At 59.6% G+C, this 26,763-nt stretch carries 30 protein-coding genes; 18 read left to right on the top strand and 12 right to left on the bottom strand.

Going from position 1 to position 26,763, the window contains the following annotated elements; all coding sequences use genetic code 11:
- Positions 1–141: 141 nt before the first annotated feature.
- Positions 142–1,221: a porin gene (locus AC1DUP_RS13045; protein WP_115035422.1), complete on the top strand. Its 1,080-nt coding sequence runs from the start codon at positions 142–144 to the stop codon at positions 1,219–1,221.
- A gap of 119 nt (positions 1,222–1,340) precedes the next feature.
- On the opposite strand, the gene AC1DUP_RS13040 is transcribed toward AC1DUP_RS13045, so the two are convergent.
- Positions 1,341–2,234, bottom strand: coding sequence for an alpha/beta fold hydrolase (locus AC1DUP_RS13040; RefSeq protein ID WP_113295182.1), 894 nt, complete (start codon positions 2,232–2,234; stop codon positions 1,341–1,343).
- 64 nt (positions 2,235–2,298) lie between these two features.
- Positions 2,299–4,377 carry a lytic transglycosylase domain-containing protein gene (locus AC1DUP_RS13035; protein ID WP_477832846.1) on the bottom strand — a complete coding sequence of 693 codons (2,079 nt, stop codon included), beginning with the start codon at positions 4,375–4,377 and terminating at the stop codon, positions 2,299–2,301.
- A 215-nt stretch (positions 4,378–4,592) separates the two neighbouring features.
- Here AC1DUP_RS13035 and dapA point away from each other — a divergent pair, with 215 nt between their 5' ends.
- Positions 4,593–5,477, top strand: a complete 885-nt coding sequence (gene dapA / locus AC1DUP_RS13030; RefSeq protein ID WP_113295184.1) for a 4-hydroxy-tetrahydrodipicolinate synthase — start codon at positions 4,593–4,595, stop codon at positions 5,475–5,477.
- Positions 5,478–5,578: 101 nt separating this feature from the next.
- A complete protein-coding gene (gene smpB / locus AC1DUP_RS13025) occupies positions 5,579–6,058 on the top strand; it encodes an SsrA-binding protein SmpB (protein WP_007820124.1) in 480 nt (159 codons plus the stop codon).
- Positions 6,059–6,199: 141 nt separating this feature from the next.
- Here smpB and AC1DUP_RS13020 read toward each other — a convergent pair whose 3' ends face one another.
- Positions 6,200–6,781, bottom strand: coding sequence for a LabA-like NYN domain-containing protein (locus tag AC1DUP_RS13020; RefSeq protein ID WP_007820126.1), 582 nt, complete (start codon positions 6,779–6,781; stop codon positions 6,200–6,202).
- Positions 6,782–7,078: 297 nt separating this feature from the next.
- Between AC1DUP_RS13020 and rpoZ the strand changes: the two genes are divergently transcribed.
- The 13 genes from rpoZ (at position 7,079) to AC1DUP_RS12955 (ending at position 17,557) form a co-directional block, all read left to right on the top strand.
- Entirely contained in the window at positions 7,079–7,483 is a 405-nt protein-coding gene (gene rpoZ / locus AC1DUP_RS13015; RefSeq protein ID WP_113295185.1) for a DNA-directed RNA polymerase subunit omega, read from the top strand.
- 159 nt (positions 7,484–7,642) lie between these two features.
- A complete protein-coding gene (locus AC1DUP_RS13010) occupies positions 7,643–9,877 on the top strand; it encodes a RelA/SpoT family protein (protein ID WP_115035421.1) in 2,235 nt (744 codons plus the stop codon).
- A gap of 195 nt (positions 9,878–10,072) precedes the next feature.
- Positions 10,073–10,222, top strand: a complete 150-nt coding sequence (locus AC1DUP_RS13005; RefSeq protein ID WP_113295187.1) for a DUF3563 family protein — start codon at positions 10,073–10,075, stop codon at positions 10,220–10,222.
- Positions 10,223–10,367: 145 nt separating this feature from the next.
- Positions 10,368–10,958, top strand: a complete 591-nt coding sequence (locus AC1DUP_RS13000; RefSeq protein ID WP_113295188.1) for a DUF2062 domain-containing protein — start codon at positions 10,368–10,370, stop codon at positions 10,956–10,958.
- A gap of 34 nt (positions 10,959–10,992) precedes the next feature.
- Complete coding sequence (acpS, locus tag AC1DUP_RS12995) at positions 10,993–11,397, top strand: holo-ACP synthase (RefSeq protein WP_113295189.1); 405 nt, start codon at positions 10,993–10,995, stop codon at positions 11,395–11,397.
- A 114-nt stretch (positions 11,398–11,511) separates the two neighbouring features.
- Positions 11,512–12,255: a signal peptidase I gene (gene lepB, locus AC1DUP_RS12990; protein ID WP_113295190.1), complete on the top strand. Its 744-nt coding sequence runs from the start codon at positions 11,512–11,514 to the stop codon at positions 12,253–12,255.
- Positions 12,252–12,968 carry a ribonuclease III gene (gene rnc / locus AC1DUP_RS12985; RefSeq protein WP_113295191.1) on the top strand — a complete coding sequence of 239 codons (717 nt, stop codon included), beginning with the start codon at positions 12,252–12,254 and terminating at the stop codon, positions 12,966–12,968. The genes lepB and rnc overlap by 4 nt, the downstream gene beginning before the upstream one ends.
- A gap of 8 nt (positions 12,969–12,976) precedes the next feature.
- Positions 12,977–13,915, top strand: coding sequence for a GTPase Era (gene era / locus AC1DUP_RS12980; protein ID WP_113295192.1), 939 nt, complete (start codon positions 12,977–12,979; stop codon positions 13,913–13,915).
- Between the two features lie 259 nt (positions 13,916–14,174).
- A complete protein-coding gene (locus tag AC1DUP_RS12975) occupies positions 14,175–14,927 on the top strand; it encodes a Crp/Fnr family transcriptional regulator (RefSeq protein WP_113295193.1) in 753 nt (250 codons plus the stop codon).
- Between the two features lie 37 nt (positions 14,928–14,964).
- Positions 14,965–15,210, top strand: a complete 246-nt coding sequence (locus AC1DUP_RS12970; protein ID WP_113295194.1) for a hypothetical protein — start codon at positions 14,965–14,967, stop codon at positions 15,208–15,210.
- Between the two features lie 58 nt (positions 15,211–15,268).
- Positions 15,269–15,637, top strand: a complete 369-nt coding sequence (locus AC1DUP_RS12965) for a response regulator (RefSeq protein WP_477832845.1) — start codon at positions 15,269–15,271, stop codon at positions 15,635–15,637.
- Positions 15,638–15,691: 54 nt separating this feature from the next.
- Complete coding sequence (recO, locus tag AC1DUP_RS12960; protein WP_477832844.1) at positions 15,692–16,462, top strand: DNA repair protein RecO; 771 nt, start codon at positions 15,692–15,694, stop codon at positions 16,460–16,462.
- 99 nt (positions 16,463–16,561) lie between these two features.
- Positions 16,562–17,557, top strand: coding sequence for an aldo/keto reductase (locus AC1DUP_RS12955; RefSeq protein WP_477832843.1), 996 nt, complete (start codon positions 16,562–16,564; stop codon positions 17,555–17,557).
- Between the two features lie 19 nt (positions 17,558–17,576).
- Here the strand turns inward: AC1DUP_RS12955 and AC1DUP_RS12950 are convergent, their stop codons facing one another.
- From AC1DUP_RS12950 to AC1DUP_RS12940, 3 genes are all read right to left on the bottom strand, one after another.
- Entirely contained in the window at positions 17,577–18,434 is an 858-nt protein-coding gene (locus AC1DUP_RS12950; protein WP_477832842.1) for an MOSC domain-containing protein, read from the bottom strand.
- Between the two features lie 9 nt (positions 18,435–18,443).
- Positions 18,444–19,088, bottom strand: a complete 645-nt coding sequence (locus tag AC1DUP_RS12945; protein ID WP_477832841.1) for an HD domain-containing protein — start codon at positions 19,086–19,088, stop codon at positions 18,444–18,446.
- Positions 19,089–19,161: 73 nt separating this feature from the next.
- Positions 19,162–21,066 (bottom strand): putative bifunctional diguanylate cyclase/phosphodiesterase, encoded by a 1,905-nt coding sequence (locus AC1DUP_RS12940; protein WP_477832840.1) that lies wholly within the window; start codon positions 21,064–21,066, stop codon positions 19,162–19,164.
- Between the two features lie 463 nt (positions 21,067–21,529).
- Between AC1DUP_RS12940 and AC1DUP_RS12935 the strand changes: the two genes are divergently transcribed.
- A complete protein-coding gene (locus AC1DUP_RS12935; RefSeq protein WP_113295199.1) occupies positions 21,530–21,871 on the top strand; it encodes a hypothetical protein in 342 nt (113 codons plus the stop codon).
- Positions 21,872–21,999: 128 nt separating this feature from the next.
- Complete coding sequence (locus AC1DUP_RS12930) at positions 22,000–22,515, top strand: superoxide dismutase family protein (RefSeq protein ID WP_113295200.1); 516 nt, start codon at positions 22,000–22,002, stop codon at positions 22,513–22,515.
- Positions 22,516–22,524: 9 nt separating this feature from the next.
- On the opposite strand, the gene AC1DUP_RS12925 is transcribed toward AC1DUP_RS12930, so the two are convergent.
- From AC1DUP_RS12925 to AC1DUP_RS12900, 6 genes are all read right to left on the bottom strand, one after another.
- Positions 22,525–23,445, bottom strand: a complete 921-nt coding sequence (locus AC1DUP_RS12925) for a mechanosensitive ion channel family protein (protein WP_477832839.1) — start codon at positions 23,443–23,445, stop codon at positions 22,525–22,527.
- A 54-nt stretch (positions 23,446–23,499) separates the two neighbouring features.
- Positions 23,500–24,030, bottom strand: a complete 531-nt coding sequence (locus tag AC1DUP_RS12920) for a tyrosine phosphatase family protein (protein WP_113295202.1) — start codon at positions 24,028–24,030, stop codon at positions 23,500–23,502.
- Entirely contained in the window at positions 24,027–24,635 is a 609-nt protein-coding gene (locus AC1DUP_RS12915; RefSeq protein ID WP_113295203.1) for an HD domain-containing protein, read from the bottom strand. Before AC1DUP_RS12915 ends, AC1DUP_RS12920 begins: the two co-directional genes overlap by 4 nt.
- Positions 24,632–25,471, bottom strand: coding sequence for a CAF17-like 4Fe-4S cluster assembly/insertion protein YgfZ (gene ygfZ, locus AC1DUP_RS12910; RefSeq protein WP_477832838.1), 840 nt, complete (start codon positions 25,469–25,471; stop codon positions 24,632–24,634). The genes AC1DUP_RS12915 and ygfZ overlap by 4 nt, the downstream gene beginning before the upstream one ends.
- A 172-nt stretch (positions 25,472–25,643) precedes the next feature.
- A complete protein-coding gene (locus AC1DUP_RS12905; protein WP_113311450.1) occupies positions 25,644–26,393 on the bottom strand; it encodes a hypothetical protein in 750 nt (249 codons plus the stop codon).
- Positions 26,394–26,412: 19 nt separating this feature from the next.
- Complete coding sequence (locus tag AC1DUP_RS12900; protein ID WP_113184571.1) at positions 26,413–26,670, bottom strand: hypothetical protein; 258 nt, start codon at positions 26,668–26,670, stop codon at positions 26,413–26,415.
- Positions 26,671–26,763 lie beyond the last annotated feature (93 nt).

Genomic DNA, 26,763 nt, shown 5'->3' with positions numbered 1-26,763 from the left:
GCGTGACAGCCGCCGTCTTGTATTTTCACCCTCGGAAGCAAGGGCTTGACCGCCCGACTTCTTCAAACACCGGAGATGGGGCAGGGAAACGCTGTCCAGGCGTGATCCTATCTCCGATCGAAACTTGAATTGGAGGTCATTATGAACATCAAGAGCCTTCTTCTCGGCTCCGCTGCTGCTTTGGCAGTAGTATCCGGCGCTCAGGCAGCTGACGCAATCGTTGCTGCCGAGCCGGAACCGGTTGAATACGTTCGCGTCTGCGACGCCTACGGCACCGGCTACTTCTACATCCCGGGCACGGAAACCTGCCTGAAGATCAATGGTTACATCCGTTTCCAGGTTAACGTTGGCCCGAACGCCGGCGGCGACAAGACCACCAACGACTCTAGCTGGGATGCTGTCACCCGCGGTCAGCTTCAGTTCACGGCTAAGAGCGACACCGAATACGGTCCGCTCACCGGCGTGATCGTTCTTCAGACCAATGCGGACAATGCTTCGTCGCAGGTTTCTAAGCTTGACTCCGCTTACCTCGACATCGCGGGCTTCCGCGCTGGTCTCTTCTACTCCTGGTGGGACGATGGTCTCTCCGGCGAAACGGATGATATCGGTTCTGTCGTAACGCTGCATAACTCGATCCGTTATCAGTACGAAACCGGCTCCTTCTACGCTGGTCTGAGCGTCGACGAACTGGAAGACGGCGTTTACCAGGGTACCTTTGCTACCACCCCTGGCGGCACCACTGTCTTCACTGCGAACGATGGTCCGAACAATGTCGGCGTTGCCTTCGGCCTCGGCGGTAAGGCTGGCGCCTTCAGCTACCAGGTCACCGGCGGCTGGGACTTCGACAACGAAGACGGCGCAATCCGCGCTATGGGTACGGCTGAACTCGGCCCGGGCACGCTCGGCCTCGCTGCTGTCTACTCCAGCGGCCCGAACTCCTACTACTCGTCTGCTGAATGGGTAGTTGCTGCCGAATACGCCATCAAGGCAACGGACAAGCTGAAGATCACTCCGGCTGTTCAGTACTACGGTAACTACTTCGGCGGCAGCAAGAACGTTCCGGAAGACTTCGACGGTCTCGGCGATGCCTGGAAGGCCGGCCTGACGGTTGACTACCAGATCGTTGACAACTTCTACGCCAAGGCTTCGGTACAGTGGCTGGATCCGGAAGATAAGGACGACGTCACGACCGGTTACTTCCGCCTGCAGCGCTCGTTCTAATTCGAGTTGACTTCGGTCATAGAGAAGCCCGGCTTTTGAGCCGGGCTTTTTTTGTTAATTACCACCTTCGAAGTGGCGGGTGGTGTTTTGATGTCGCCGCTAGGCGCCATCACGAAAGCTCAGCTCAGCCTGCCGATAAATATCCTGATCGCCTCCGGAATGTCCCCGAGATGCAGAAGCGGCGCGTGACCTTGACCTTTTGCCGTGATCTGAACCATCCCCGGGTGCCGTTTCGTCATCTCCTCTGTTGTCTCTCGCGATAGCAGATTGGAGTTCTCTCCTCTGATCACCAGCAGCGGTGTGGAGCGCAGCCTCTCGAATTGCGGCCAGATGTCGGGGAGGGGATTGTTGAAATCGATTGTTTTCAACTGCTGGGCAATCGCCGGGTCATAGTCGGCGAGAGGTACGCCATTCTGTTCTCGATAGATGGCGTGCGCCATGCTCTCCCAGTCGGTGGGATCGAGCGAGGAAAAGGCAGCGCCGTGATTCTCCTTGAGGATATCGATCGCCTCACTCCAGCTTCGAGGTTTGCGGTCACGGTTGAGATAGTCCCTGATCGCCATCAGCCCGGCGGGCTCGATGACCGGGCCGATATCATTCAAGATGCCGCCGGTGAGCAGTTCCGGCTTTATTGCCGCCAGCAGATGCAGAATCAGCCCGCCGCGCGAGGTCCCAATGAAGATGGCGTGGTCTATGCCGAACGCATCGCAGGCGGCAATCACATCGCCGCATTCGACAGCGAGATTGTAATTCGCCTTGTTATCATCCCGATCAGACAGGCCACGTCCGCGATAGTCCACTGCCATGACACGCCGTGGGAAACCTGCGTCCCGCGACAGGATCAACGCGAGTTCGTGGAAATCGCGGGCATTGCGCGTAAGGCCCGGCAGGCAGACGACCGGCAACCGGTCGGTACTTTCACCGGTCGGCTGGTAGTTGCGGGCGTAAAGCCTGAGCCCATCGGTAGATTCAAAGAATTTTTCGGTAAACCCGTTGGTGACTGCGTTAGCCATGACATCTCCATCCGGTCTTCTGAACCGAGATGTAGCGTGCTTTCAACGTGGCTACTAGGCGAGCTTAGGTCGCGCCGCGACCGCCGATGAGGTCGCGCTCGATATCAGGGGACTGACCCAGTCGAGCCTTATAGACCTCGTAATTCTCCATCACCCTCTGCACGTAGTTGCGCGTTTCGGGGAAGGGGATGCGCTCGATCCAGTCGACGATCTCGTCGACCGGTTTGCCGCGCGGATCGCCATAGCGGCCGATCCATTCCGGCACGCGCTTCGGTCCGGCATTATAGGCGATGAAGGTCAGGATATAGGAGCCGCCGAAAGCTTCGATCTGCTCGCCGAGATAATGCGCGCCGAGCGTCGCGTTGTAGCCGGCATCGGCTGTGAGCTTGTCCTTGGAATAGGTGATGCTGTGCCGCTTGGCGACGGCCTGGGCCGTCCCAGGCAGAAGTTGCAGCAGACCGCGGGCATTGGCTGCGGAAACGGCCGCCGGGTTGAAAGCGCTTTCCTGCCGGGCGATCGCATAGGCGAGCGCCTTGCCCGAGCCGGAAATATTGGCGTTGGCGGGAATGACGCCGACCGGGAAGGCCAGCGCCGCGACATCGATGCCTCGCCCATAGGCGATCTTGCCGATCTGCAGCGAAAGATGATGGTCTCCCGCCTGCTCGGCCCTGGCCGTCAGGATCGCGAGCTCCCCGGGGCTCTGCAGCTGGTCGGCAAGGGCCAGGTAAATCGCTGCCGCACGCCAGCCATGACCTGCGGTCTCCAGCCGTCCGATCGCCTGCACGGCTTCGCGTTGCTGGAGATTCTGGCGGTCGGCTGGTGTCGGCGACGGATAGGTGACGTTCAAGGTCTTCCGCCCAAGCCGCTCAGCTGCCAGCTGCCCGTAGAATGTGCCCGGAAAATTCGCGGCCTTGGCGAAAAACTCGCTGGCCTTGCCCGGGCCGCCGGCTTCCGCTGAACGCCCGAGCCAATACCAGGCGCGAGAAACAGAGAGCGGGCCGTTCGAAACCTGCAGGATCTTGCGGAAATGTGTCTCGGCCGTCGTCGGGTCCTGCAATCCTCGCAGCGCATACCAGCCGGCATGGAACTGCGCTTCGACGATATCGGTCGGCACCGTCGCAACGGAGGCGGCAACGATCTGGTAGGCTGTCTTGAACTGGCCCTGGTCGACGAGACCGCGGCTGACGATCCGCTGCTCGTTCCACCATTCGCCCGAATTCATCAGTTCAGTCCGGTCGCGCGGTATCTGCTGCAGCAGTTTGGCGGCGTCGAGATACTTGTCCTGCTTGCGCAGATATTCGATGCGCGCGAACAGAAAGCCGGGATCGCTGCGCCATTTTGCGTCGATCGCGGTCAGCAATGCGCCGGCATTGCCCGCATTGTTGTCGACGGCAGCCCATGCCTTGTAGAGCGATTGCGCCTGGCCCATGTCGCCGAAGCGCTTGGCCTGTGCCACGCGGCCGCGATACATCAGGTAGTCCATCCGCGTCTTGTGGTCGGCAGCGGTCAGCACGCCGGCAAATTCGGCCAGGATTTTGTCTTCGGTCGCCTTGTCGAGCGCCTGTCCGCGCCAGATCTTGCCGATATATTTCGCCGCCTGCGCAGATTTGCCGGTTGCTACAAGCGCGCGCGACATGATGATCGCACCCTGCCACGTCTCGGGCGCGGTATCACCGAAGGCGTTCAGCACGGCAGCAGGAGCGGGATTCTCGTCATAGAGTGCGCGCTCGGAATTGTCGCGGAGCCGCTCGAGACCCGGCCAACCTTTCAGCTCGTCCGAAGCACTGGCTATCTCATAGGAGGGAACGCCCTTCAGCCCGGAAGTCGCGATTGCCCAAGTCAGGATATGGCGGTCGAGTGTTCCTGTCGCCATCGTATTGCGGATGGCGAGCGCCTGCTGCGGATCCTTGTTGGAGAGCGCATCGAGACCCGCCTTCAGATCGCTGCTGACAGGCGCGATCGCCGAATTGCGCGGAATGGCGCCGGTCGTAATCGCCTCGGGGAAGGATGATGTCTCCGGCACGAAGCCCAGCGGCTTGACGGCCGGCGCGGGGGCGCCCTCGCCGGGGAGCGGCGATGCGGCGCTGCCCCAGGCCGCGGCCACCAGGCCGAAGGCGGACAGGATCAGAACGGCTCTCTTCATCCGTATGACTCGCAACGAAAACATGCCCTTCCATTTGGCTGGAGGCATCTTAACGAAACCTTACCATAACAGGTAAAATTCATTCACATTTGCTATCGGAATTTGCCCTATCCGACTTATGCGCGCTTGTCGCAGCCATTTTGCCGCTCTATGGTGCGCAACTCTTATTCATGGAATGCGGCTGAAGCAAGGATATCGGCCGTGAGGAGCTTTGCATGTTCAATGGGTCCATCCCCGCGCTCGTAACCCCCTTCACCGATGCCGGACTGATCGACGAAGACAGCTTCGCCGCTCATGTCGCGTGGCAGATCGGGGAGGGCAGCAAGGGCCTCGTTCCGGTCGGCACGACCGGTGAGTCGCCGACGCTGTCGCATGCCGAGCACAAACGGGTGGTGGAACTCTGCATCGAAGTTGCGGGCAAACGCGTGCCTGTCATGGCCGGCGCCGGCTCGAACAATACGCGCGAAGCGATCGAGCTTGCCCAGCATGCCGAGAAGGTCGGCGCCGACGCGGTGCTCGTCGTCACGCCCTATTACAACAAGCCGACTCAAAAGGGCCTGATCGCCCATTATTCGGCGATCGCCGAAGCCGTTGACCTGCCGATCTACATCTACAACATCCCCGGCCGCTCGGTGGTCGACATGACGCCGGAGACGATGGGGGCGCTTGCCAAAACCCATAGGAACATCGTCGGCGTCAAGGATGCGACGGGTAAGATCGAGCGCGTCTCCGAGCAGCGCATCACCTGCGGTAAGGAGTTCCGTCAGCTTTCCGGCGAGGATGCGACCGCTCTCGGCTTCAACGCTCATGGCGGCGTCGGCTGTATCTCCGTCACAGCCAATATCGCGCCGCGCCTCTGCGCAGAGTTCCAGGCAGCGACGATTGCAGGTGACTATGCCAAGGCGCTGGAGCTGCAGGACCGGCTGATGCCGCTGCACAAGGCTGTCTTCATGGAGCCGGGCGTCTGTGGCGCGAAATACGGCCTCGCGAAGCTCGGCCGTATGAGCCGCACTGTTCGCTCTCCGCTGATGTCCTCGCTGGAACCCTCGACGGAGGCGGCGATCGATGCTGCCATGCGTCACGCCGGTCTGCTCAACTGAGGCTGCAAACCGGCCTGTCTTCACAAGACCGGGCCGCTCTCTTACATAGATGACAGGAAATGAGGGCGCGGCATTCGCGCCCCTCAAATGGAATTATCGTTATGGCCCCCAAAGGCAGCCAGCGTATCGTGAAGAAGGTCGTTGCGGAAAACCGCAAGGCTCGCTTCAACTACGAGATCATCGATACCTATGAGGCGGGCTTGGTGCTGATGGGCACCGAGGTCAAGTCATTGCGCGAAGGTAAGGCAAATATCGCCGAATCCTACGCTTCCGACGAGGATGGCGAGATCTGGCTGATAAATTCCTATCTGCCGGAATATCTGCAGGCGAACCGCTTCAACCATGAGCCGCGTCGTCGCCGCAAGCTGCTCTTGTCCGGGCGTGAGATCAACCGTTTGCGCGCGGGTATCAATCGCGAAGGCATGACGCTGATCCCGATGAAGATCTACTTCAACGATCAAGGCCGCGCCAAGATCGAGCTGGCGCTCGCGAAGGGCAAGAAGCTGCATGACAAGCGCGAGTCCGAGAAGGAGCGCGATTGGAACAGGCAAAAGAGCCGTCTGTTGAAAGACAACGGCTGATCATTTGCCTGCGGCATTCTGCAATTCGTGAATGAAGGCTTAAAGCATGTCGCGCAAAAGTGTGCAGCGGTTTTGAGCTAACGACATGCGAAAACGAAAGACCAAAGCGTGGCAAGCGAATCCTAGAGATCGCAACGCGCTTTAGTCTTCGAAATCGCTGGCCGGCGCCACTTCGGCGGGACGCGGAGGACGTTCGGAAGGATCGCGGCCGATCTCGGCTTTCAGCGACAGAAGATCGATGAAGTGGTCGGCCTGACGACGAAGGTCGTCTGCGATCATTGGCGGCTGGGTCGACATGGTCGAAATGACCGAAACCTTGCGTCCCTTGCGTTGCAGCGCTTCGACCAGATTGGTGAAATCGCCGTCGCCGGAGAAGATGACGAGATGGTCGACCGTTTCGGACTGTTCCATGGCATCGATCGCGAGCTCGATATCCATGTTGCCCTTGATCTTGCGGCGTCCCATGGAGTCGGTAAACTCCTTGGCAGGCTTGGTCACGACCTTGTAGCCGTTATAATCGAGCCAATCGATCAGTGGACGGATCGAGGAATATTCCTGGTCTTCGATCAGCGCGGTATAGTAGTAAGCGCGCAGCAGATATCCACGTTTCTGAAATGCTTTCAATAGCTTGCGGTAATCGATATCGAAGCCGAGACTCTTGGATGCAGCGTAAAGATTGGCGCCGTCTATGAATAGTGCAATTTTCTCGCGTGGGTCAAACATCGCTTACCAATCCAAAGAGAGTAATCGAAATCCATAAGCCACCAAGGCCAATAAAAACAGCGGCTTGTGGATGTGGCGTAGAGCTGTTTCATACTTTATGAATTATTCATATATGAAAGATTTAGGGCACGATTCGCGATATTCCAAGCAACCCCCGGTGGAAATGTCATATTGTGCATGGAAATTTGGACCGGCTACGGATAAAGGCGAGGGGACCCTAACGAAAAACTTGAATTTGCCCGGTTTTAATTGTATCGGGCGTTTTAATCCTGAAAAGACGACCGCAAAGGACAGGCAATGGCCCGTGTCACAGTAGAAGATTGCATTGACAAGGTGGAGAACCGCTTCGAGCTGGTTCTGCTCGCCAGCCACCGCGCCCGGCTGATTTCCCAGGGTGCATCGATCACGATCGATCGCGACAACGACAAGAATCCGGTTGTGGCTCTGCGCGAAATCGCTGATGAGACCTTGTCGCCCGATGATCTGAAGGAAGACCTGATCCACTCGCTGCAGAAGCATGTGGAAGTGGACGAGCCGGAGCCCGATCCGGCAAGCCTGATCGCAGCCGGTACGACGGCCGCCGCCGATGGCGAAGAGCAGGACGATGTGCCGGAAACGATCACCTTCGACCAGATGTCGGAAGAAGAGCTTCTGGCCGGCATCGAAGGCCTCGTCCCGCCGGAAAAGAGCGACGATTACTAAGCGCGTCCCTGGCCTCTGAACGGCCGGGGCTTCCTGCGCGGCAAAAGATCGACGATTACCAATCATCAATCTTGCGCCTGTAAGGCTTAGGCATAATATTGCCCATGTGTGCGCCAGTCTGCGATTGGCGCCCTTTTATTTTATTGGAGTGGCTTTGGAATGATGCGGCAGTACGAGCTCGTCGAGCGGGTTCAGAAATACAAGCCCGATGCCAACGAAGCTCTGCTGAACAAAGCCTATGTCTATGCCATGCAGAAGCATGGGCAGCAGAAGCGGGCGAGCGGCGATCCCTATATCTCGCATCCGCTCGAAGTGGCCGCCATCCTGACCGACATGCATCTCGATGAATCGACGATCGCAGTCGCCCTCCTGCATGACACGATCGAGGATACCACGGCGACTCGCGCCGAGATCGACGAGCTCTTCGGCGAGGATATCGGCCGCCTGGTCGAAGGTCTGACGAAGATCAAGAAGCTCGACCTCGTGACCAAGAAGGCCAAGCAGGCGGAAAATCTGCGTAAGCTGTTGCTTGCCATTTCCGATGACGTGCGTGTCCTGCTGGTCAAGCTTGCCGACCGCCTCCACAACATGCGCACCCTCGATCACATGTCGCAGGAGAAGCGCGCCCGCATTTCCGAAGAGACGATGGAAATCTATGCGCCGCTTGCCGGCCGCATGGGCATGCAGGACATGCGCGAGGAACTGGAGGAGCTGTCCTTCCGGCACATGAACCCGGAGGCCTACGAGACCGTCACCAAGCGCCTCGAGGAATTGTCGAAGCGCAATGAAGGGCTGGTCAAGAAGATCGAAGCCGAACTGCGCGACCTCCTGATTGCGAGCGGGCTGACGGCTGCCTATGTCAAGGGCCGGCAGAAGAAACCCTATTCGGTGTTCCGCAAGATGCAGTCGAAGTCGCTCTCCTTCGAGCAGCTTTCGGATGTCTACGGTTTCCGCATCATCGTTGAGGATATTCCCTCCTGCTACCGGGCGCTCGGTATCGTCCATACGCGCTGGCGCGTCGTGCCCGGCCGCTTCAAGGACTACATCTCGACGCCGAAGCAGAATGACTACCGGTCGCTGCACACGACGATCGTCGGCCCGTCGATGCAGCGTATCGAGCTGCAGATCCGCACCAAGCGCATGCATGAGATCGCCGAGTTCGGCATCGCCGCCCATACGCTCTATAAGGACGGCGCCACCAATGCCGATGGCGATATCCTGTCGCGCGAAAGCAATGCCTATTCCTGGCTCAGGCATACGATCGAGGCGCTGGCGGAAGGCGACAGCCCTGAAGAGTTCCTCGAACATACCAAGCTGGAGCTGTTTCAGGACCAGGTTTTCTGTTTCACGCCAAAGGGCAAGCTGATCGCGCTGCCGCGCGGCGCAACGCCGATCGACTTCGCCTATGCCGTCCACACGAATATTGGCGACACGACTGTCGGCGCCAAGATCAACGGCCGCATCATGCCGCTCGTCACCCGCCTCAACAATGGCGACGAGGTGGAGATCATCCGCTCCGGCGTGCAGGTGCCGCCGGCCGCCTGGGAAGAGATTGTCGTGACAGGCAAGGCGCGCGCCGCCATCAGGCGCGCGACGCGTGTGGCGATCCGCAAGCAATATGCCGGTCTTGGCCATCGCATCCTCGAGCGCACCTTCGAACGTGCCGGCAAGATTTTCTCGCGCGAAGCCATGAAGCCGGCCCTGCACCGTCTGGGGCAGAAGGACGTGGAAGATGCGATCGCCGCCGTTGGCCGCGGCGAGATGTCCTCGCTCGACGTGCTGCGCGCCGTCTATCCCGATCATCAGGACGAGCGTGTTACGGTCAAGCCGGCCGGCGACGAGGGCTGGTTCAACGTTCGCAGTGCCGCCGGCATGATCTTCAAGATCCCCGGCAAGACCAAGACCCATCTCGATGGCGAACGCGCCTCCACCGAGAGCGATCCCGATATCGTGCCGATCCGTGGTCTATCAGGCAATGTCGACGTCAAGTTCTCGCCGACCGGTGCCGTGCCAGGTGATCGCATCGTCGGCATCATGGATAAGGGCAAGGGCATCACCATCTATCCCATCCAGTCGCCGGCACTGCAGCGCTTCGACGATCAGCCGGACCGCTGGATCGACGTGCGCTGGGATCTGGACGAGGCCAACAAGTCCCGCTTCATGGCCCGCATCATGGTCAACGCGCTGAACGAGCCCGGTACGCTCGCCAAGGTGGCGCAGACGGTGGCAAGCCTCGACGTCAACATTCGCATGTTGAATACTGTGCGTGCGGCAACAGACTTCACCGAAATGGTGCTGGAGGTGGAGGTCTGGGACCTGCGTCAGCTCAATCAGCTTCTTGCTCAACTCAAGGATCTCGACTGCATTGCGACGATCCGGCGTCTCTATGAGTAGGATTTTGTTAAATTATTACCCTCGACAGAATTGCGGTTTGCACATTTTGTGACCATTTAATGGTCTGATGGGCACATCGAAATGGCAAGCCATGCACATTGCGCATGGCTGTGCTCAGGTTACAGTGGTGGTAATTAACCGTTGCGACGACTATCTTCTGGTCATCAAGAAATGAAACGAAGATGAGGTAAAGCAATGTTTGAACCGATCAGAAAGTTCGCCCGCGCTCTTCGCGCTCCGACCGCTCAGGAACGTGAAATGGCCTATCTTAATGGCTCGCATGACCGTATCGATCTTGAATATCGTCAGCGCCAGGTCGATCGCGGCATCTTCCGCAGCCGCTAATCGCTGAGATATACTTGACGCAAGGAAGGGGGCGTTATGCATGATCCACGCCCCTCGAAAGAAAAGAAGAATAGACGGCCTGTTTGTTAAGCGGTTCCATTTGCCGCTCTTGTCATGGTCATGTGCGCTGCACTAAATACCGGCCATGTTGTTTCGTCGTCGCAAACCTGCGGGATTTATGGAAAAGCTGCGAGAGCTCGTATGGCCTCGCAAGGGTTTTCTGCGCCCGCCAAGATATCTCATGATGCGCGTCCTGCGCCTGACTGCCTCGCCGCATGCCGTTGCGGTCGGCGTCGCTGCGGGTGTCTTCGTTTCGTGGACACCCTTTATCGGCGTGCATTTCATCATGGCCTTCGTCATCACCTATTTCCTGTCGGGGAATATGGTGGCGGCAGCCCTTGGCTGTGCGGCTTTCGGCAATCCGCTGACCTATCCGTTTATCTGGGGCATCACCTGGGAAGTCGGTCACCTGCTGCTCAGCCGGCAGGACCAGATGGACGGGCAGTCGATCAATCTCGCCGAGCTGTTTCAGAAACTGCATTTCACTGAACTCTGGAAGCCGGTGCTGGAGCCGATGCTGATCGGCGCCATCCCGCCCGCGACCGTTACTTCGGTTGCGCTTTATGTGCTGACATTCTACACCGTCCGGGGTTTTCAGGCGCGCCGACGCGCCCGGCTGATGGAGCGTGCGCGGCTTCGGATCGCCGATCCCGCCGCCGATCTGCCGACCGTCTGAGCCCGAAGCAGAATCATTCCGAAAGGCTTTTCGCATGATCATCGGCATTGGCAGCGACCTCATCGACATCAGACGCGTGGAGAAATCCATCGAGCGTTTCGGTGACCGCTTCACGCATCGCTGTTTCACCGAGGTCGAGCGCGCTCGCTCGGATCGCCGCGCCAACCGCGCCGAATCCTACGCCAAGCGTTTTGCCGCCAAGGAGGCTTGTTCCAAGGCGCTCGGCACGGGGCTTTCGCAGGGCGTTTTCTGGAAGGATATGGGCGTCGTCAACCTGCCGAGCGGCAAGCCGACGATGCAGCTGACGGGTGGTGCCGCAACCGTTCTGCAGGCTCTGCTGCCGGCAGGTCACAAGGCCGCCATTCATTTGACAATAACCGATGATTATCCCTTGGCTCAGGCTTTTGTGATCATCGAAGCGCTGCCCGATGCCGTATGATAGCGACCTCTCGTCGCTTTTAATGCCGTCGTTATTGCCGCCATCGGCCGAAGCCGCTAGAGAGAACATCAGAACGAAATGCGCCTTTATGGCGTCTTGAAGGAATAAGACTGCGTGTCCGAAAAAGTCGAAGCCAAGCCGAACGCCCTCTGGGAAAATATCAAGGTCATCATCCAGGCTCTGATCCTGGCGATGGTTATCAGGACTGTATTGTTCCAGCCCTTTACCATTCCCTCGGGCTCGATGATGCCGACACTGCTGGTCGGTGACTATATCTTCGTCAACAAGTTTGCTTACGGCTATTCGAAATATTCGCTGCCTTTCTCGCCTGACATTTTCAGCGGACGCATTTTGGGTTCCGATCCGAAGCGTGGCGACATCGTCGTCTTCCGTTTTCCGCCGAATCCCGATGTCGATTACATCAAGCGCGTCGTCGGCCTGCCGGGCGATCATATCCAGGTTACTGACGGCATTCTCTACATCAACGGCAAGCCGGTTCCGAAGGTGCCCGATGGCACCTTCAACTCCGATTATAAGCTCGATCCGGGCCAGGACGTGCCGGTATTCCGCGAGACGCTGGACACTGGCAAGACTTACGACACGCTCGATCAGTCGCCGGTCTCGCGCGGCGACAACACCCGCGAGTTCATCGTTCCGGAAGGCCATTACTTCATGATGGGCGATAACCGCGACAACTCGCTCGACAGCCGCTTCGATGTCGGCTTCGTCCCCGCGGAAAATCTCGTCGGCCGCGCCAGCGTCATCTTCTTCTCGCTCGGCAACGACACGTCCTTCCGCGAAATCTGGAAATGGCCGACCAATATGCGCTGGGACCGCCTCTTCAAGGTTGTTGAATGAGCAAGGCGCAGACGCTCTCAGCGGCGGACCGCGCAAAGCTTGAAACCCTGATCGGGCATGAATTTGCCGAAAAGGAACGTCTGGACCGCGCGCTGACCCATGCCAGCGCGCGTACCGACAAGGGCAATTACGAGCGGCTTGAATTTCTCGGCGACAGGGTTCTCGGACTCAGCATCGCCGAGTTGCTGTTCCGCACGTTCGGGACTGCGGCGGAAGGCGAACTTTCGGTGCGGTTGAACCAGCTCGTCAGCGCCGAAACCTGCGCGGCGGTTGCCGACGAACTCAATCTCCATCTTTACATCCGCACCGGCGCCGACGTGAAGAAACTCACCGGCAAGCGCATGATGAACGTGCGGGCCGATGTCGTCGAAAGCCTGATTGCCGCTCTCTATCTCGATGGCGGCCTGGAGGTCGCCCGTCGTTTCATCCTGCGATACTGGGAAGGCAGGGCCGTGCGGGCCGATGGCGCCCGCCGTGACGCGAAAACCGAGCTGCAGGAATGGTCGCACGCCAAATTTGGCGTCACGCCCGTCTACCGGGTTGAGGAACGCAGCGGACCGGATCATGATCCGCGCTTCAGGGTGACTGTAGAAGTCGCTGGCGTTACACCGGAAACGGGAGTAGAGCGCTCCAAACGCGCCGCAGAACAGGTCGCCGCTACGAAAATGCTCGAGCGCGAAGGCATTTGGCAGCCGACGTCTGCCGGAAACTGACGGGATCAATGACAGAAGAAAACGAAATGGCAGCCGAGAACGCTGCCGAAAGCAGTCCGACGCATTCCGGCTTTGTCGCCCTCATCGGACCGACCAATGCCGGCAAGTCGACGCTGGTCAACCGCCTCGTTGGCGCCAAGGTATCGATCGTCAGCCACAAGGTGCAGACGACGCGTGCCATCGTGCGCGGCATTGCCATCCACAACAATGCGCAGATCGTCTTCATGGATACGCCCGGCATCTTCAAGCCGCGCCGGCGCCTCGATCGCGCCATGGTGACGTCGGCCTGGGGCGGCGCCAAGGATGCCGACTTCATCATGCTGCTGATCGATAGCGAGCGCGGCCTGCGTGGCGACGCAGAGGCGATCCTCGAAGGTCTCAAGAATGTTCCGCAACCGAAGCTCCTTGCGCTCAACAAGGTCGATCGCGTCAATCGCGAAAGCCTGCTGGCGCTTGCCGCTGCAGCAAACGAGAAGATCGCCTTCGAGCAGACCTTCATGATCTCGGCTGAAAACGGTTCCGGCTGCGACGACGTCATGGATTATCTGGCAAAGACCCTGCCGGAAGGCCCCTGGTATTATCCGGAAGATCAGATCTCCGATCTGCCGATGCGCCAGCTTGCCGCCGAGATCACCCGCGAAAAGCTGTTCCTGCGCCTGCATCAGGAGCTTCCCTATTCCTCGCATGTCGAGACCGAAAAGTGGGAAGAGCGCAAGGATGGCTCCGTGCGCATCGAACAGGTCATCTATGTCGAGCGCGACAGCCAGAAGAAGATTGCACTCGGCAAGGGCGGCGAAACCATCAAGGCGATCTCTTCCGCCTCCCGCCGTGAACTGTCTGAAATCCTTGAACAGCCAGTCCATCTCTTCCTGTTCGTCAAGGTGCGCGAAAACTGGGGCGATGATCCCGAACGCTTCCGTGAGATGGGTCTCGACTTCCCGCGTTAAAGCATGTCGCGCAAAAGTGTGCAGCGGTTTTGCGATGACGGCATGCGCAAGCAACAGCATGTCGCGCAAAAGTGTGCAGCGGTTTGTGATAACAACATGCGGAAAGCAAAGTGACAAGAAAACCGGCAAGCGGGCTCCAGCTCCTTGTTTCCGTGTAAAAATTGCTGCCTGTTCCAAGGAACAAATCGGCCTGTCTGCGCATTGACCTGCCAACGGCGCTGCACCCTGCAGCGCCGGTTTTTGCGATGGCAGGGACAAGATGGCGACGGCAAAACCTACCCATTCCTTCAAGACACCCTGCGAGCAGTGTCCGTTGCGGCCATTACCGCATTTCCGGGAGTTCGACCGTGACGAACTGGAATTCGTCTCGAAGTTCAAGAGGGGGGAACTGGCCGTCGATGCCGGGGCGACCATCCTTGTCGAAGGCGCTCATAGCGCCCACCTCTTCACCGTGCTCTCCGGCTGGGGCTTCCGTTACAAGATGCTGGAGGATGGCCGCCGGCAGATCCTGAATTACGTCATGCCGGGCGACCTGGTCGGTCTGCAGGGCACGATCATGGGCGAGATGCAGCACTCCGTAGAGGCTTTATCGCCGGTAACGCTCTGCGTCTTCGAGCGCGATAAGCTGATGTCTCTCTATAACAAGCACGCTTCGCTGGCCTTCGACATCACCTGGATAGCGGCGCAGGAAGAACGGATACTCGACGAACACCTGTTGAGCATAGGACGCCGCACCGCGCTTGAAAGAGCCGCGTATCTGATCGCCTTCCTCTTCGAACGCGCACGGAAATTCGGCCTTTTCAATGGCCGCAATGTCATCCCGATCACGCAGCAGCACATCGCCGATACACTCGGCCTTTCGATCGTTCACACCAACAAGACACTAAAAAAGCTCGCCGCGCGAAGCCTCATCCGCTGGCAGGAGCGCGGCTGTGATGTGCTGGACGGAGAAGGCCTGATGCAGGTGGCGGGCTGGGAAGGGTTGCGCGAAGGAAAGCGCCCTTTCATCTAAAGCACGTCGCGCAAAACTGTGCAGCGGTTTTGCGAAAATGACATGCGTCAAGCAAAGCCTCGAAGCGTGGCAAGCGAATCTGAAAGATCGCGACACGCTTTGGAGTTTCCTGCTAGGATTGGTCAGCCTTGATGTCTTTTTTAAATGCAAAGCGATGCCGGAAAAAATAGAGTTGCGTCATCTTTCCCCGATTTTCGTTTTATCGACGGGAGGCGAAAATGTGGCTATCCAGTTCTGGTGGGCAACCACCCTCAACGGTCCAGGCGGGGCACCGACGGAATGATGTTTGCAAAAAGGTCGAAGCGCTGCAATGCTTGCGCTTCACGAGGGGCATGGAGATCATGAACGCAAGAACCCGTGTTCTGGTCCTGGAAGACAGTCTGATCATCGCCATGGAGGCGGAGGATATTCTGCGCCTGGTCGGCGCCGATACCATCGATATCGCCAATAGCCTCGATCAGGCCAGGGACGCAATCCAAGTCGCAGATTACGATTTCGCGCTTCTCGATGTGAATCTGGGTGAGGCGCTGAGTTTCGATTTCGCGCGCGATCTGTCGCAGGCCAATATTCCCTTCGGCTTCGTCAGCGGCTATTCCGATACACAGGATTTCCCGACAGACCTTCAGGACGTGCCGCTTCTCGTCAAGCCTTTCGACGAGAATGCGATGCGCGACTTCCTCCAGAAGCTTTTTCCATCGCCAGCGGAATGACATAGTTCTAGCCGTGCTTTAGAATGAATCGGCAGACTGAAGGACGGTTTTCCGATGCAATGGCAGGACCAGGCGATCATTCTTGGCGTCAAGCGCCACGGCGAGACGAGCGTCATCGCCGAGGTGATGACGCGTGAGCGCGGCCGTCATCTCGGTCTCGTCCGTTCCGGCCGCTCGCGGACCATGCAGCCGGTGCTGCAGCCCGGCAACGAGGTGGAAGTCACCTGGCGTGCCCGGCTGGATGAACATCTCGGTGAATTCCGCCTCGAACCGGTGAAGCTGCGCGCCGCGCGGCTGATGGAGACGGCAACCGCCGTCTATGGCGTGCAGGCGATGGGCGCCCTCTTGCGTCTGCTGCCGGAGCGCGATCCGCACCCGCATCTCTTCGAGGCGCTGGAAGTTATTCTCGACCATCTCCACAATCCCGCCGATGCCGGCGAGCTTTTCGTCCGCTTCGAACTCGCAGTGCTGAACGATCTCGGTTTCGGCCTCGACCTCTCGGAATGTGCGGCGACCGGTACCCGCGCCGATCTTGCCTATGTCTCGCCGAAATCCGGCCGTGCCGTCAGCCGCAGTGCCGGAGAACCCTGGGCCGACAAGATGCTGCTTTTGCCGCCTTTCCTGAGTACGCAAGAAAACCACGCAGCCGATCTTGAAGGCCTTACGACGGCATTCCGTCTGACTGGATTCTTTCTGCACCGCCATGTCTACGAGCCGCGTGGTCTGGAGGCTTCGGCGGCGCGTGAGGGCTTCGTTCAGGCAGCACTCAGGGCACTGAACCCGACCCCGCGGACGCTTTCCCGGCCGGATGAACTTTCTGCCTGACGGCTTTTCATCCCTGCAAAACAGTCTTCAATTTTGGCGGTTTACCCCTATGCGTGGCGCCCCTATCTCTCCTTGGATCGAACGCTCAAGGAGGAAGCCATGCTGACGAAGCCCGACACATCGACCACCATCAAGCTCTGGAACGGGCAGGAGATCCCCCGCCTCGGCATGGGCTGCTGGGCGATCGGCGGCCCGTTCTTTGCCGGCGAGACGCCACTTGGCTGGGGCGAGGTGGACGATAATGAATCCATTGCAGCCATCAACCGTGCGATCGATCTTGGCATCCGCTTCTTCGATACGGCCTCGAACTACGGTGCCGGCCATTCGGAAGAGGTCCTGGGACAGGCGATCGGCAATCGCGCCGATATCGTCATTGCCACCAAATTCGGCTTTGCCACCAATCCGGAGACGAAGCAGGCGACCGGCGCCTTTGCCGATCCGGCCTTCATCCGCCAGTCCGTCGAGACGTCGCTGCGCCGGCTGAAGCGTGAGCGTCTCGATCTCCTGCAATTCCATCTCAATGATTTTCCGCTGGAACAGTCCGACGAAGTCTTCGATACGCTGCAGGCCCTGCGGGCGGAGGGCAAGATCGACGCTATCGGCTGGAGCACGGATTTTCCCGATCGCGCCGCCCGCCATGCCGGCCGGCCGGGTTTCGTCTCGATCCAGCATACGATGAACGTCTTCGAGCCCGTGCCTCAGATGATCGATGTGGTCGAAAGGAACGATCTGATCTCCATCAATCGCGGTCCGCTTGCCATGGGCCTGCTGACAGGCAAGTTCACGCCGGAAAAGGCTGTCGGTGCCAAGGATGTACGCGGTGCCGCACTCGAATGGATGGTCTATTTTAGAGATGGCCGTATCGCGCCCGAATTCGCAGCAAGGCTCGATGCCGTGCGCAGCCTTCTCATATCGGATGGACGCACGCTGACCCAGGGCGCTCTCGCCTGGCTCTGGGCGCGTTCGCCGCGCACCCTGCCCATTCCTGGCTTCCGGACGGTTGCGCAGGTCGAGGAAAATGCCGGCGCGCTGGAAAAGGGCCCGCTGCCTTCTGATGTGATGGCGGAGATCGACACGGCGCTGGCCCGCGTCTGAGGCCAGAAAAGGCCAAGGCCTATGCTCGGGCGCGAACCTTGAAGGCCCAGCCCTCCGGCCGGGCCTCGATGACCTTGACCTGGTCGCCGATCGTGACCCTGCCGGTGCCACGCGGGGTGACGTTCCAGCCGAAAAGAGGGCCGGGCACGCGCCGGTCGCCCGACATGCGGATGCGGCCCATGGCGGGCATGGGGTTCGCCACCTCGCGTGAACCCGTCAACTGGTCCTGCGTCGTCATGATGCAACGGGCGCAGGGCTTGACGAGGTCGAAGCGGATACCGGCAATCTCGATTGCCGCCCAGCGGTCCTCTGCCCAGGCTTCATCCGTGTCTATGACGACATTCGGCCGGAAGCGCTCCATTCCGACGCCGCCTTCGGCATGGGCCGAGAGGTCGGCGTTCAGTGCCTTCAGCGATCCAGTCGTCGTCACCAGGATCTGGTAGCCGTCTGAAAAGGTCACCGGCGTGTCTCCGCCTGCCCATTCGGCATTGGCCGTTCGTTGAGCCTGACCGTCGAAGAAGACGAGCTTCACTTCGCGACCGAGCCATTCCGAAAGCCTGGCATTGCTGTCGTCGTCGGCTAGCGCGGCGCTGACGGTTGATCTCCAGACGATGACGTCGAGCCGCCGGTCCGGATGCGGCGGCGGCACGGCAATCTCCGGCTTGCCCTGCATCAGCAGCCGAAAAGCGCCGGCCTCGGGCTGCACGTCGATGCGGGCGAGCGCAGGCAGCTCGCGTTGCGTGATGAAATGTCCGTCCGCGTCCGTCACCATGGCGCGCCGGTCCCCGGGCAGACCGTAGGCATCGATCTCGGTAGAGGGCAGGGCGATACCGCGCGCGCTCTTGAGCGGGTAGATGAAGAGATCGCTGACACGCATCATAGGCTCCTAGATTTCGTCCATAAATGCCGCGAGGAAGTCGCGCAGGCTCCTGTCGCGGGCCGCTGCCAGTTCACGGCCGGTCCGAGTCTGGAAACCATCCGCCAGTTTGAACAGCTTCGTCTGGAAATGGTCAATCGCATAACGCTTGTCGTCGAGGGGACGGCCCTCGGCGGCAGGATCGAAAGGATCGTAGAGTCCCGATCCGAGCCGCCCGGCAATATAGAAACAGCGCGCCGCGCCGACCATGCCGATGGCATCCAGCCTGTCCGCATCCTGCAGGATCTTCGCTTCCAGCGTTTCCGGCGGCACATTCGCCGAGAAGCTGTGCGCCGTCACAGCATGGGCGACATCGGCGATATCCTCATCGCCCCATCCAAGCTCTTTCAATATCCGCGAAGCTTTTTCTGCGGCGAGCGCCGAGGCCTGGGCGCGCAACGGCGAATTCTTCTCGACGGCGACGCAATCATGCAGCAGCACGGCAGCGGCCAACACATGGCCCTTGCCGCCTTCCGCGGCGTGGATGCGCATGGCATTGCGGAAGACACGCAGAATATGGGCGAGGTCGTGAGACCCGTCGTCGCCCTCGGTCGCATGTGGAATGAGCTCCACAGCCAGAGACTCGTGGGGAGAGAAGGCTTCGGCCTTGAACATTGTCGTCACCGGTTTTCAAAGGGTTCGTATCCAGTCGATAACCGCTTGGACAGCGAGTCGCAATGTTTCGAAATCAGTACCGGAGCTTGGCGAACGGCGCAGCGCCGCCATTCTTCTTCGGCGGCATGGAAAGCATGCGGGCTACTTCGCCAAAGGGTTTCGGGGGGCTGATATAATAGCCCTGGATCTCGTCGCATTCCTCGTATTCGAGCAGCGCCATCTGCTCTGCGGTTTCAACGCCCTCCGCGGTCACGCGCATGCCGAGCGCATCGCCGAGCAGGATGATCGCACGCATGATCGCATGCGCTTCCTTGTTCTCGACGATGTCGTTCACGAAGGACTTGTCGATCTTGATCTTGTCGAAGGGGAAACTCGAAAGGTAGCTCAGCGACGAATAACCGGTTCCGAAATCGTCCATGGAGATGCGAATGCCGCGTTCCCTGAGCGCATGCAGGATCGGCAAGGCCTCATCGAGATTTTCCATCAGCACGCTTTCGGTGATCTCCAGTTCGAGACGTGACGGCGAGAGTTCTGCGGCGGCAAGCGCTTCATTGACATCCCGCGGCAGGTCGCTGCTGCTGAACTGGATAGCCGAGACATTGACGGCGATCTTGATATCTTCCGGCCATTGCGCTGCATCGTTGCAGGCGCGGCGCAAAACCCAACGGTCGATATCGACGATGAGGCCGACCTCTTCAGCAAGCGGGATGAATTCCATCGGCGTGACGCGGCCGCGCACTGGATGATTCCAACGGATCAGCGCCTCGAAGCCGCAGATGCGATGCTGCGTCAGGTCGTAGAGCGGCTGGTAGTGAAGCTCGAATTCCTCGTTCTGCACGGCGGCGCGCAGATCGGCCTCCAGCGCATGGCGGGCCTGCATCTTCTCGTCCATTTCGCCGCTGAAGAAGCGCTCGTGGCGGCGTCCGTCCGCCTTGGCGTGGGAAAGGGCGACTGCCGCGTTGCGCAGCAGCTTGTCGGTCTCGGTGGCATCGTCAGGGGCGATCGAAATGCCCATGGAAACAGTGAGTTCCACCTGCTTATCGCCGCGAAAGAAGGGTTCGCTGAGCTCACGGCGGATCTGGTCGGCGAGGGCGGTGATGTTCCACGGCTGCTGGCGGTGCGTCTGCAGGATCGCGAATTCGTCCGAGCCGAGACGAGCAAGGATATTTTCCGAGCCGGCCGAGGCGCGGATTCTCTCTGCGACCTGCTGCAGGATCTTGTCGCCGGCCGACACACCCAGGGTATTGTTGATCGACTTGAACCGGTCGAGATTGAGATGCACGAGCGCGATCTGCTCATCGTCCTTGCGCTCGGCAAGGGCGGCATCGAGCTGCTCGCGGAAGCGAATGCGGTTCGGCAGGCCGGTGAGCGGGTCGTGATGTGCGAGATAGGTGATGCGCTCGGCGGCCTTGCGGTCTTCTGTGATATCGGCATGGATGGCGATATTGCTGCCATCGGCAAGGATGGTGACGACGCTCTGGATGATGCGGCCATCATCCATCATCCATTCGCGCCTGCGGATGCGCCCTGCCTTCGAAGAGGCTTCCTGGCCTCGCTTTTTGCGGTGCGTCCCGGTGTTGGCGTGCTCCGTGCCGCGCGTTTTGCTCATCAGGTCGGCAATCGCCGTACCGGGTGTGACATCGCTTTCGGTAAAGCCGAAGAGCTGGCGGAAGCGCAGGTTGGAAAGGGTCAGCCGCTGGTCCGCATCGAACACGCTGAGGCCGAGTGGCAGGTTGTTCAGTACGATTTCGAAGAGCTTGCGTTGTTCCGCAAGCGCCTGCGTGGTGGAAGTGATCGTGTTCTTCAATTCGCGGTTTTCGGTGAGCAGCGTCTCAGCGCTATGCTCGATTTCGTCATATTCGCTTTCATGGCTGCGATAGGTCGCGATCACGAGCTCCATCAGATGCTCTGCATCGATCGATCCGTCCTGGTTGACGGCCTGCGTGCACTGTTGCCAGAAAAGCGTCTGAGCTTTCATGCGCACCCCCCGCGGGACGGTTGCGATGAAAGCATGGCAATAGGCGAAGGCGTCTTCGATTGGCAAGGATGCCATATCGCGCCGGACATAAAAAAGACCTTTCTGAAATGACTGCAAGAATCAATTTTTGTAAGCAGCAAGCAGCCATTTTCGGCAACTCGCATGCGGTATATTCTACCTCCCCGATTAATAATCGGTTGCAACTTCACGACCCTTTATAGCTAGCCGGCAATTTGTTTGTATCTCGCAAACTACTGAAATACTGAAGGAACCTGGCTTACCGAGGGAAATTGAAAGCGCCGCTGAAACGGGTAGTTACACTTTGTCAATCATAGTTAATCAACAGTTAACAGCTTATTGACCAGAAGCCCAAATCAGTTTAGTCAATGGGTCAAGCCCGATCTTTCCCACCCGTGTATTGCGTACAGACTCTCACCGGAAAAAGCGGTGAACGGAGGTTTGTATGACTGCTCTTTCATCAGTTTCAGACATCTCTTATGCATATTTGGCAACGCTCTCGCGGCTTGATGCCAATGGCGACGGCGTGCTGAGCCGCACGGAACGTGCGGCAGATAAGAAACCCGGCATCATCCGGGAATTTCTCGAAGAGGATAATTCTGGCAATACGCAGCCGAAATATCCGAGCAGCCTCGTCGCTCTCATGATGGAATACAGCGACAACGGCTCGGCGACCGGCACGGCCGTTCCCTATGCGCTGCAGCAGATTGCCCCTGATGGCGATGACCAGGCGATGCAGGCCTATCGCAATACCTACGGCGAATTCGATCTCGGTATTGCAGCCTGAGCGTTGGTCGCTAGCTGCACTAGTCTGGAGCCGGCCTTGTGGCCGGCTTTTTCTTGCCTTTTATGCAGGCAGGAACACCTTCCCTTATGAGGCGTTGGGACACAGTCCCCGAAACGGAAGGAAACCCGATGAAAATCATATGCACCATCGCTGCCCTCTGCCTGCTTGCGGCTGCGTCCCAAGGCCTTGCCCAGGACAAGCAGACGGCGACGGCAAATTTCATCGGCCCTGACGGCAAGGAGTCCGGCCGTGCCACGCTGACCGCCGCGGCCAATGGTGGTGTCTTCATCGAGGCGGAAATCTCGGGCCTGCCCGTCAACAAGTGGGTCGCCTTCCACATCCACGAAACCGGCCGCTGCGATGCTGCAACCCATCACGAATCGGCCGGTGGTCATTTCAATCCGACCAAGGCCGAGCATGGCTTCCTCGCCGCCAAGGGACCACATGCCGGTGACATGCCGAACCAGTATGTCGGTCAGGACGGCATCCTGCGCGCGCAGGTCTTCGACACCATGATCTCGCTCGACGGCAAGGAGGATGGTGTGCGTGGCCGCGCGCTGATGGTGCATGCGGAATCCGATGACTATCGAAGCCAGCCCTCAGGCGGCGCCGGCGACAGGATTGCCTGCGGTGTGATTGAATAAGCAGTAGGGCTATGTCTGCGGGGACGCCCTCGGCGTCCTCTTGCGGCCCGGAGCGTTGACGGGTGCTTCTTCCAAGGCTGGCTCTATGGTGGGAGCGTTCGAAGGCTGCGCTGGGGCTGAGGTATCATCCACCTCTCCCATCTTGTCGAAGGCGAGTTTGACGCGCTTGATCATGTCACGGCTGAGGCTCCACCAGTCGCCGGTCGATGCCCAGTAGCGCAATGTCATGCTGACCGCAGTGTCGCTGAGACTATCGATGAAGACACTTGGTGCCGGCGTTTTGAGCACTCGTTTGTCGGCTATCGCAAGCTTCATCAGTGTTTCCATTGCGAGGTCGAGATCGTCTTTGTGCGTAATGCTGATCTTCAGATCATTCTGCCGGGTTGGCTGGCGGCTATAGTTTGTGATCGGCGTATTCCAGAGGATCGAATTCGGCGCCAGGCGATAGAGGCCGTCCCCCGTCTTCAGTTCCGTGGCGAAAAGGCCGATCTCGAGCACCGTCCCGGTCACACTGCTTGTCTCGATATACTCCCCGACGCGGAAGGGGCGCAGCACGAGCAGCATGATGCCGGCTGCGATATTCTGCAACGTGCCCTGCAGCGCCAGACCGACGGCAAGGCCGGCGGCGCCGAGAGTGGCGATAATCGATGCCGTCTGCACGCCGAACTGCCCGAGAACGGTGACAAAGACCAGCACCAGCAGCGCATAGCGCACGACATTGGTGAAGAAACGGGCAAGCGTCTCGTCGATGCCGCGCACACGCGAGATGCCCTCATAGGCCCAGCGGCTGATGAGGCTCGCCGTCACCCAGCCGACGATGAGCAGGATGATCGCGCCCAGGATGGAGAAAGAATATTGTACGGCAAGCGCGCTCGCCTGATCGAGCGCCGAACGGGTTGCAATGATAAGGTCGGAGGCCTGCTGTTCCATCATATGCTCCTCGAATGCATCGTCGAGGGCTAGATGGAGCAGGGGCCAAGGGCGTCAACCGTTCGAATCGTCCCGGATGGTCAGCACGAAGGGTGCGTTGCCGTCGGCATCCGCACCGCGGCCGATGGCTTTCATGGCATCGACGAGCCGGCCGCGCCGACCAAGCAATGCATCGCCGATTTCGACGATCCGCGCATTGGGTGTCGCATAGGGCGAGGCGGCGCGCAGCCGGCGGGCAAGTGCCATGTCCTCCTGCTCGGGCGCCAGCGACAGGGCGGCAATCAGCGCTGCGGCGGGTGAGCGCGAAACGCCCATCCAGCAATGGATGAGAAGCGGCGCCTCCTGCTGCCAGCCGGCGGCGAAATCGATGATCGCCCGCACATGCCTCTCGTCGGGCGCCACGAGATCGCCCGTGCCCTTGAAGGTGATATCGTTCATGTTGAGCAGCAGATGCCGATCGGCCTGGATCACACCAGGACGGTGAAAGGCCTGTTCCTTCGCCATCAGGCTGATCATCTCGCGCGCCTTGTGCCGCACCGCCATCTCGGCAATGCGCGCCAGCGGAGAAACCACGATCACGGTCACGGGGTCACGCCCCGGGCTGCCTCGATCTCCGCAAAGCGTTCGCAGAAGAGCCGCTGCGCTTCGAGCGCTGGGAAAGGATCCATCGAGAGCATGTCCCTGGTGATCCCGCGCGGCTGGCCGAAGAACTTCTGTGCCTCTGCCGGCGTGAAGCCCGCAAGCACCGTTGCCTCGAAATAGGCGGCGATCGTATCGGCCTTCTTGATCTTGTCCTTGAGTTCGCGGGAAGGGTGCGGCGGCAGGCCGAAGCGCAGATGCACGGCGGCCTCCAGCCGCTTTTCGACCGTCTTGTATCCGCCACCGACGACCGCCTTGAAAGGGGAGATCATATCGCCGATCACATATTCCGGTGCGTCATGCAGCAGCGCCATCAGGCAATCGCCGGGTGTGGCGTCATTGAAGTGCCGGAAGATGGTTTCAACAATGAGACAATGCTGCGCAACTGAAAAAGCATGGTCGCCCGACGTCTGACCGTTCCACCGGGCGACGCGGGCAAGCCCGTGGGCGATATCGGTCAGTTCGACATCGAGCGGCGAGGGGTCGAGCAGATCGAGTCGCCGCCCAGACAGCATGCGCTGCCAGGCGCGTGGAGCCTTCGCAGTCGTCACGCGCTCGCCTCGTCCGAGGAGGTCGGGAAGCTGAGGCCGGACCAGGCCGGCAGGCTGAGCGTCACGGAAACATCGCCGGCAAGCAGCGGCGTACCGGATGCCATCGCCTCGCCGGCGCGGTCGATGCGCACGATCGCCAGTCCGTTTGTTCCCTCGACGGAGCCGAGCGTGCCGACCGGCTTGCCATTGGCGGTAATTTCAGTGCCGCTGGCGGGCAATGCGGCGCCGGCCGAAACAGTCACGACGCGGCGTCGTGCGGTGCCGCGATGATGCATACGGGACACCACTTCCTGGCCGACATAGCAGCCTTTCTTGAAGGAGAGGCCACCATTGAAATCCATCAGCACATCATGCGGGAAGGCATCCTGAAGCGCATAATCAGGCCCTGACGTAACGATGCCATGCTCGATGCGCAGCGCATCGTAGAGGGTCGCATTGTGGCTGCCATGATGACCGGCACGACGCAGCACGGTGACACCGGCCTTGGCGAATCGGCTGTCCTTGATGCCCGCTCCGGCCTCCTCGCCCCAGGAAATGGTGACGCCATCCTCTGCAACTGGCGTCAACGTCACCGGCGCGCGCAGGCGGTACATGGTCAATCGCTTCAGCAGCGCTTCGCGCTGGGAGGCGTCCGTTTCGATGACAAAGCCATCGCCGTCGCGCCAGATCATGAAGTCGAACAGGATCTTGCCCTGCGGCGTCAGCAACGCGCCCGGCCGCGCCTCGTCCTCACCAAGCGAGACGATATCAGTGGTGATGAGATTCTGCAGGAAGGCTTCTGCTTCAGGGCCGCCGACGGCAATAAGCGAGCGGTCTTTCAGGAATACGGCTGGCATGGCGAAACCTGTCGCGTTGGTGATCGCTCAGAGGTAAGTCTTTGAAGCTGATGGTGCAAGCGCTCTACAGCATCGGCGCAAAATCGGAAACGATTTTCGGAAAGCCTGATGCTTAGTTTCAATGAGTTAGAGCGTCCTTTGTGCATCCCAAAGGAGCCACGACGCTCTGGCGTCAGTCGCCGGCTGTGAAGAACTTCCATTTGCCGTCGGGCGTGATGCCGAGGCGGTAGAAATTATAGCCGCCGAACTCCTGCATATCGGAGAGGTCGCCTGCCGTGACGATGCGCAGCAGTTCGACGCGTTCCGGTGGGGTCAGCGATTTCAGATCCTTCTCGGCGAAATAGGGCCAGACATACATGTCATCAGCCGTGCCCTGGCCGACATGCACGAAGCCGGTCGAGATGACATCGAGCATGATGGCGAGGATCTCGTCGCCGTCAGGATCGCCGGAGAGATCCTTCAGCGTGCCGATTGGATCGTCTGTCGGTTCGCCGACCGTGACCTGTGTCTGGTCCGCGCCAGTGCCCATCAGCGGACGCAGGCGTTCGAGGTCGCCGGAGGCGGCCGCCTCGACGATCTGTTCGCGCATCTTGCGCACAGGTTCCGGCACCTTGCTGATGTCGTAGATCACTTCGGCGGGCTTGGAATTGTCGGACGCGCCCGGCGTCTTATCGACGCTCTGGCCTTCCTTGTTGACGAGCGGATCGGGCATGGGGACACCCGAGGAGCCGTTCTGCGGTGCTGCCGGTTGCTGTGGGTTCTGTTGCGCCGTGGCGGGCGCATCGGGCTGGCCCGGAATCTTCTGAAGTTCAGAAAGTGCGTAGGCGGAAGATGCGGACAGCACGCTGCCTGCGGCAAGGCCGACGGCAAGCAGGACCGGCGCGAGCGCAATTCGCGAGGAAATATCTTTACCGGTACGCATGAGACTCTCTGTATTGCCCTTATTGCAGGGTCCGGTTGGTGGAAAACTCACCTGCCAGCATGCGGTCGCGCAGCGAATCCAACAAGGCTTCGGCGCTGCTTTCTCCATGCAGTCTGATTGTCTCCCGCAGTGCATGGGCAATCGCAGCATCGGCAATGATTTCAGGCTCGATACCATCGGCCATTCCGTCGGCCCAAGCCTCGTTCTGGTATTCCAGAGCCGCCTGCATCTTTTCGTGGACGATCATGTCGTCGATGTCGTTGAGGCTTGGTTCCATTGTCTTTTCCTCAGAACTTCTCATGTCTTACCGCTATGTTAACAACACTAACAGCCTTTTCCCAAAACGACACGTCCGCATGCGAAAACAGGT

Source organism: Rhizobium sp. 01L419, assembly GCF_056400025.1.
Note: the sequence above shows the minus strand (reverse complement) of the source record. Positions and strands in the feature narration are given on the sequence as shown.

What these genes read in the sequence shown, in the direction of transcription:
- AC1DUP_RS13045 (WP_115035422.1), top strand. Translation starts at nt 142, where the DNA reads ATGAACATCAAGAGCCTTCTTCTCGGCTCCGCTGCTGCTTTGGCAGTA.
- AC1DUP_RS13040 (WP_113295182.1), bottom strand. Translation starts at nt 2,234, where the DNA reads ATGGCTAACGCAGTCACCAACGGGTTTACCGAAAAATTCTTTGAATCT.
- AC1DUP_RS13035 (WP_477832846.1), bottom strand. Translation starts at nt 4,377, where the DNA reads ATGAAGAGAGCCGTTCTGATCCTGTCCGCCTTCGGCCTGGTGGCCGCG.
- dapA (WP_113295184.1), top strand. Translation starts at nt 4,593, where the DNA reads ATGTTCAATGGGTCCATCCCCGCGCTCGTAACCCCCTTCACCGATGCC.
- smpB (WP_007820124.1), top strand. Translation starts at nt 5,579, where the DNA reads ATGGCCCCCAAAGGCAGCCAGCGTATCGTGAAGAAGGTCGTTGCGGAA.
- AC1DUP_RS13020 (WP_007820126.1), bottom strand. Translation starts at nt 6,781, where the DNA reads ATGTTTGACCCACGCGAGAAAATTGCACTATTCATAGACGGCGCCAAT.
- rpoZ (WP_113295185.1), top strand. Translation starts at nt 7,079, where the DNA reads ATGGCCCGTGTCACAGTAGAAGATTGCATTGACAAGGTGGAGAACCGC.
- AC1DUP_RS13010 (WP_115035421.1), top strand. Translation starts at nt 7,643, where the DNA reads ATGATGCGGCAGTACGAGCTCGTCGAGCGGGTTCAGAAATACAAGCCC.
- AC1DUP_RS13005 (WP_113295187.1), top strand. Translation starts at nt 10,073, where the DNA reads ATGTTTGAACCGATCAGAAAGTTCGCCCGCGCTCTTCGCGCTCCGACC.
- AC1DUP_RS13000 (WP_113295188.1), top strand. Translation starts at nt 10,368, where the DNA reads ATGTTGTTTCGTCGTCGCAAACCTGCGGGATTTATGGAAAAGCTGCGA.
- acpS (WP_113295189.1), top strand. Translation starts at nt 10,993, where the DNA reads ATGATCATCGGCATTGGCAGCGACCTCATCGACATCAGACGCGTGGAG.
- rnc (WP_113295191.1), top strand. Translation starts at nt 12,252, where the DNA reads ATGAGCAAGGCGCAGACGCTCTCAGCGGCGGACCGCGCAAAGCTTGAA.
- era (WP_113295192.1), top strand. Translation starts at nt 12,977, where the DNA reads ATGACAGAAGAAAACGAAATGGCAGCCGAGAACGCTGCCGAAAGCAGT.
- AC1DUP_RS12975 (WP_113295193.1), top strand. Translation starts at nt 14,175, where the DNA reads ATGGCGACGGCAAAACCTACCCATTCCTTCAAGACACCCTGCGAGCAG.
- AC1DUP_RS12970 (WP_113295194.1), top strand. Translation starts at nt 14,965, where the DNA reads ATGACATGCGTCAAGCAAAGCCTCGAAGCGTGGCAAGCGAATCTGAAA.
- AC1DUP_RS12965 (WP_477832845.1), top strand. Translation starts at nt 15,269, where the DNA reads ATGAACGCAAGAACCCGTGTTCTGGTCCTGGAAGACAGTCTGATCATC.
- recO (WP_477832844.1), top strand. Translation starts at nt 15,692, where the DNA reads ATGCAATGGCAGGACCAGGCGATCATTCTTGGCGTCAAGCGCCACGGC.
- AC1DUP_RS12955 (WP_477832843.1), top strand. Translation starts at nt 16,562, where the DNA reads ATGCTGACGAAGCCCGACACATCGACCACCATCAAGCTCTGGAACGGG.
- AC1DUP_RS12950 (WP_477832842.1), bottom strand. Translation starts at nt 18,434, where the DNA reads ATGCGTGTCAGCGATCTCTTCATCTACCCGCTCAAGAGCGCGCGCGGT.
- AC1DUP_RS12945 (WP_477832841.1), bottom strand. Translation starts at nt 19,088, where the DNA reads ATGTTCAAGGCCGAAGCCTTCTCTCCCCACGAGTCTCTGGCTGTGGAG.
- AC1DUP_RS12940 (WP_477832840.1), bottom strand. Translation starts at nt 21,066, where the DNA reads ATGAAAGCTCAGACGCTTTTCTGGCAACAGTGCACGCAGGCCGTCAAC.
- AC1DUP_RS12935 (WP_113295199.1), top strand. Translation starts at nt 21,530, where the DNA reads ATGACTGCTCTTTCATCAGTTTCAGACATCTCTTATGCATATTTGGCA.
- AC1DUP_RS12930 (WP_113295200.1), top strand. Translation starts at nt 22,000, where the DNA reads ATGAAAATCATATGCACCATCGCTGCCCTCTGCCTGCTTGCGGCTGCG.
- AC1DUP_RS12925 (WP_477832839.1), bottom strand. Translation starts at nt 23,445, where the DNA reads ATGGAACAGCAGGCCTCCGACCTTATCATTGCAACCCGTTCGGCGCTC.
- ygfZ (WP_477832838.1), bottom strand. Translation starts at nt 25,471, where the DNA reads ATGCCAGCCGTATTCCTGAAAGACCGCTCGCTTATTGCCGTCGGCGGC.
- AC1DUP_RS12905 (WP_113311450.1), bottom strand. Translation starts at nt 26,393, where the DNA reads ATGCGTACCGGTAAAGATATTTCCTCGCGAATTGCGCTCGCGCCGGTC.
- AC1DUP_RS12900 (WP_113184571.1), bottom strand. Translation starts at nt 26,670, where the DNA reads ATGGAACCAAGCCTCAACGACATCGACGACATGATCGTCCACGAAAAG.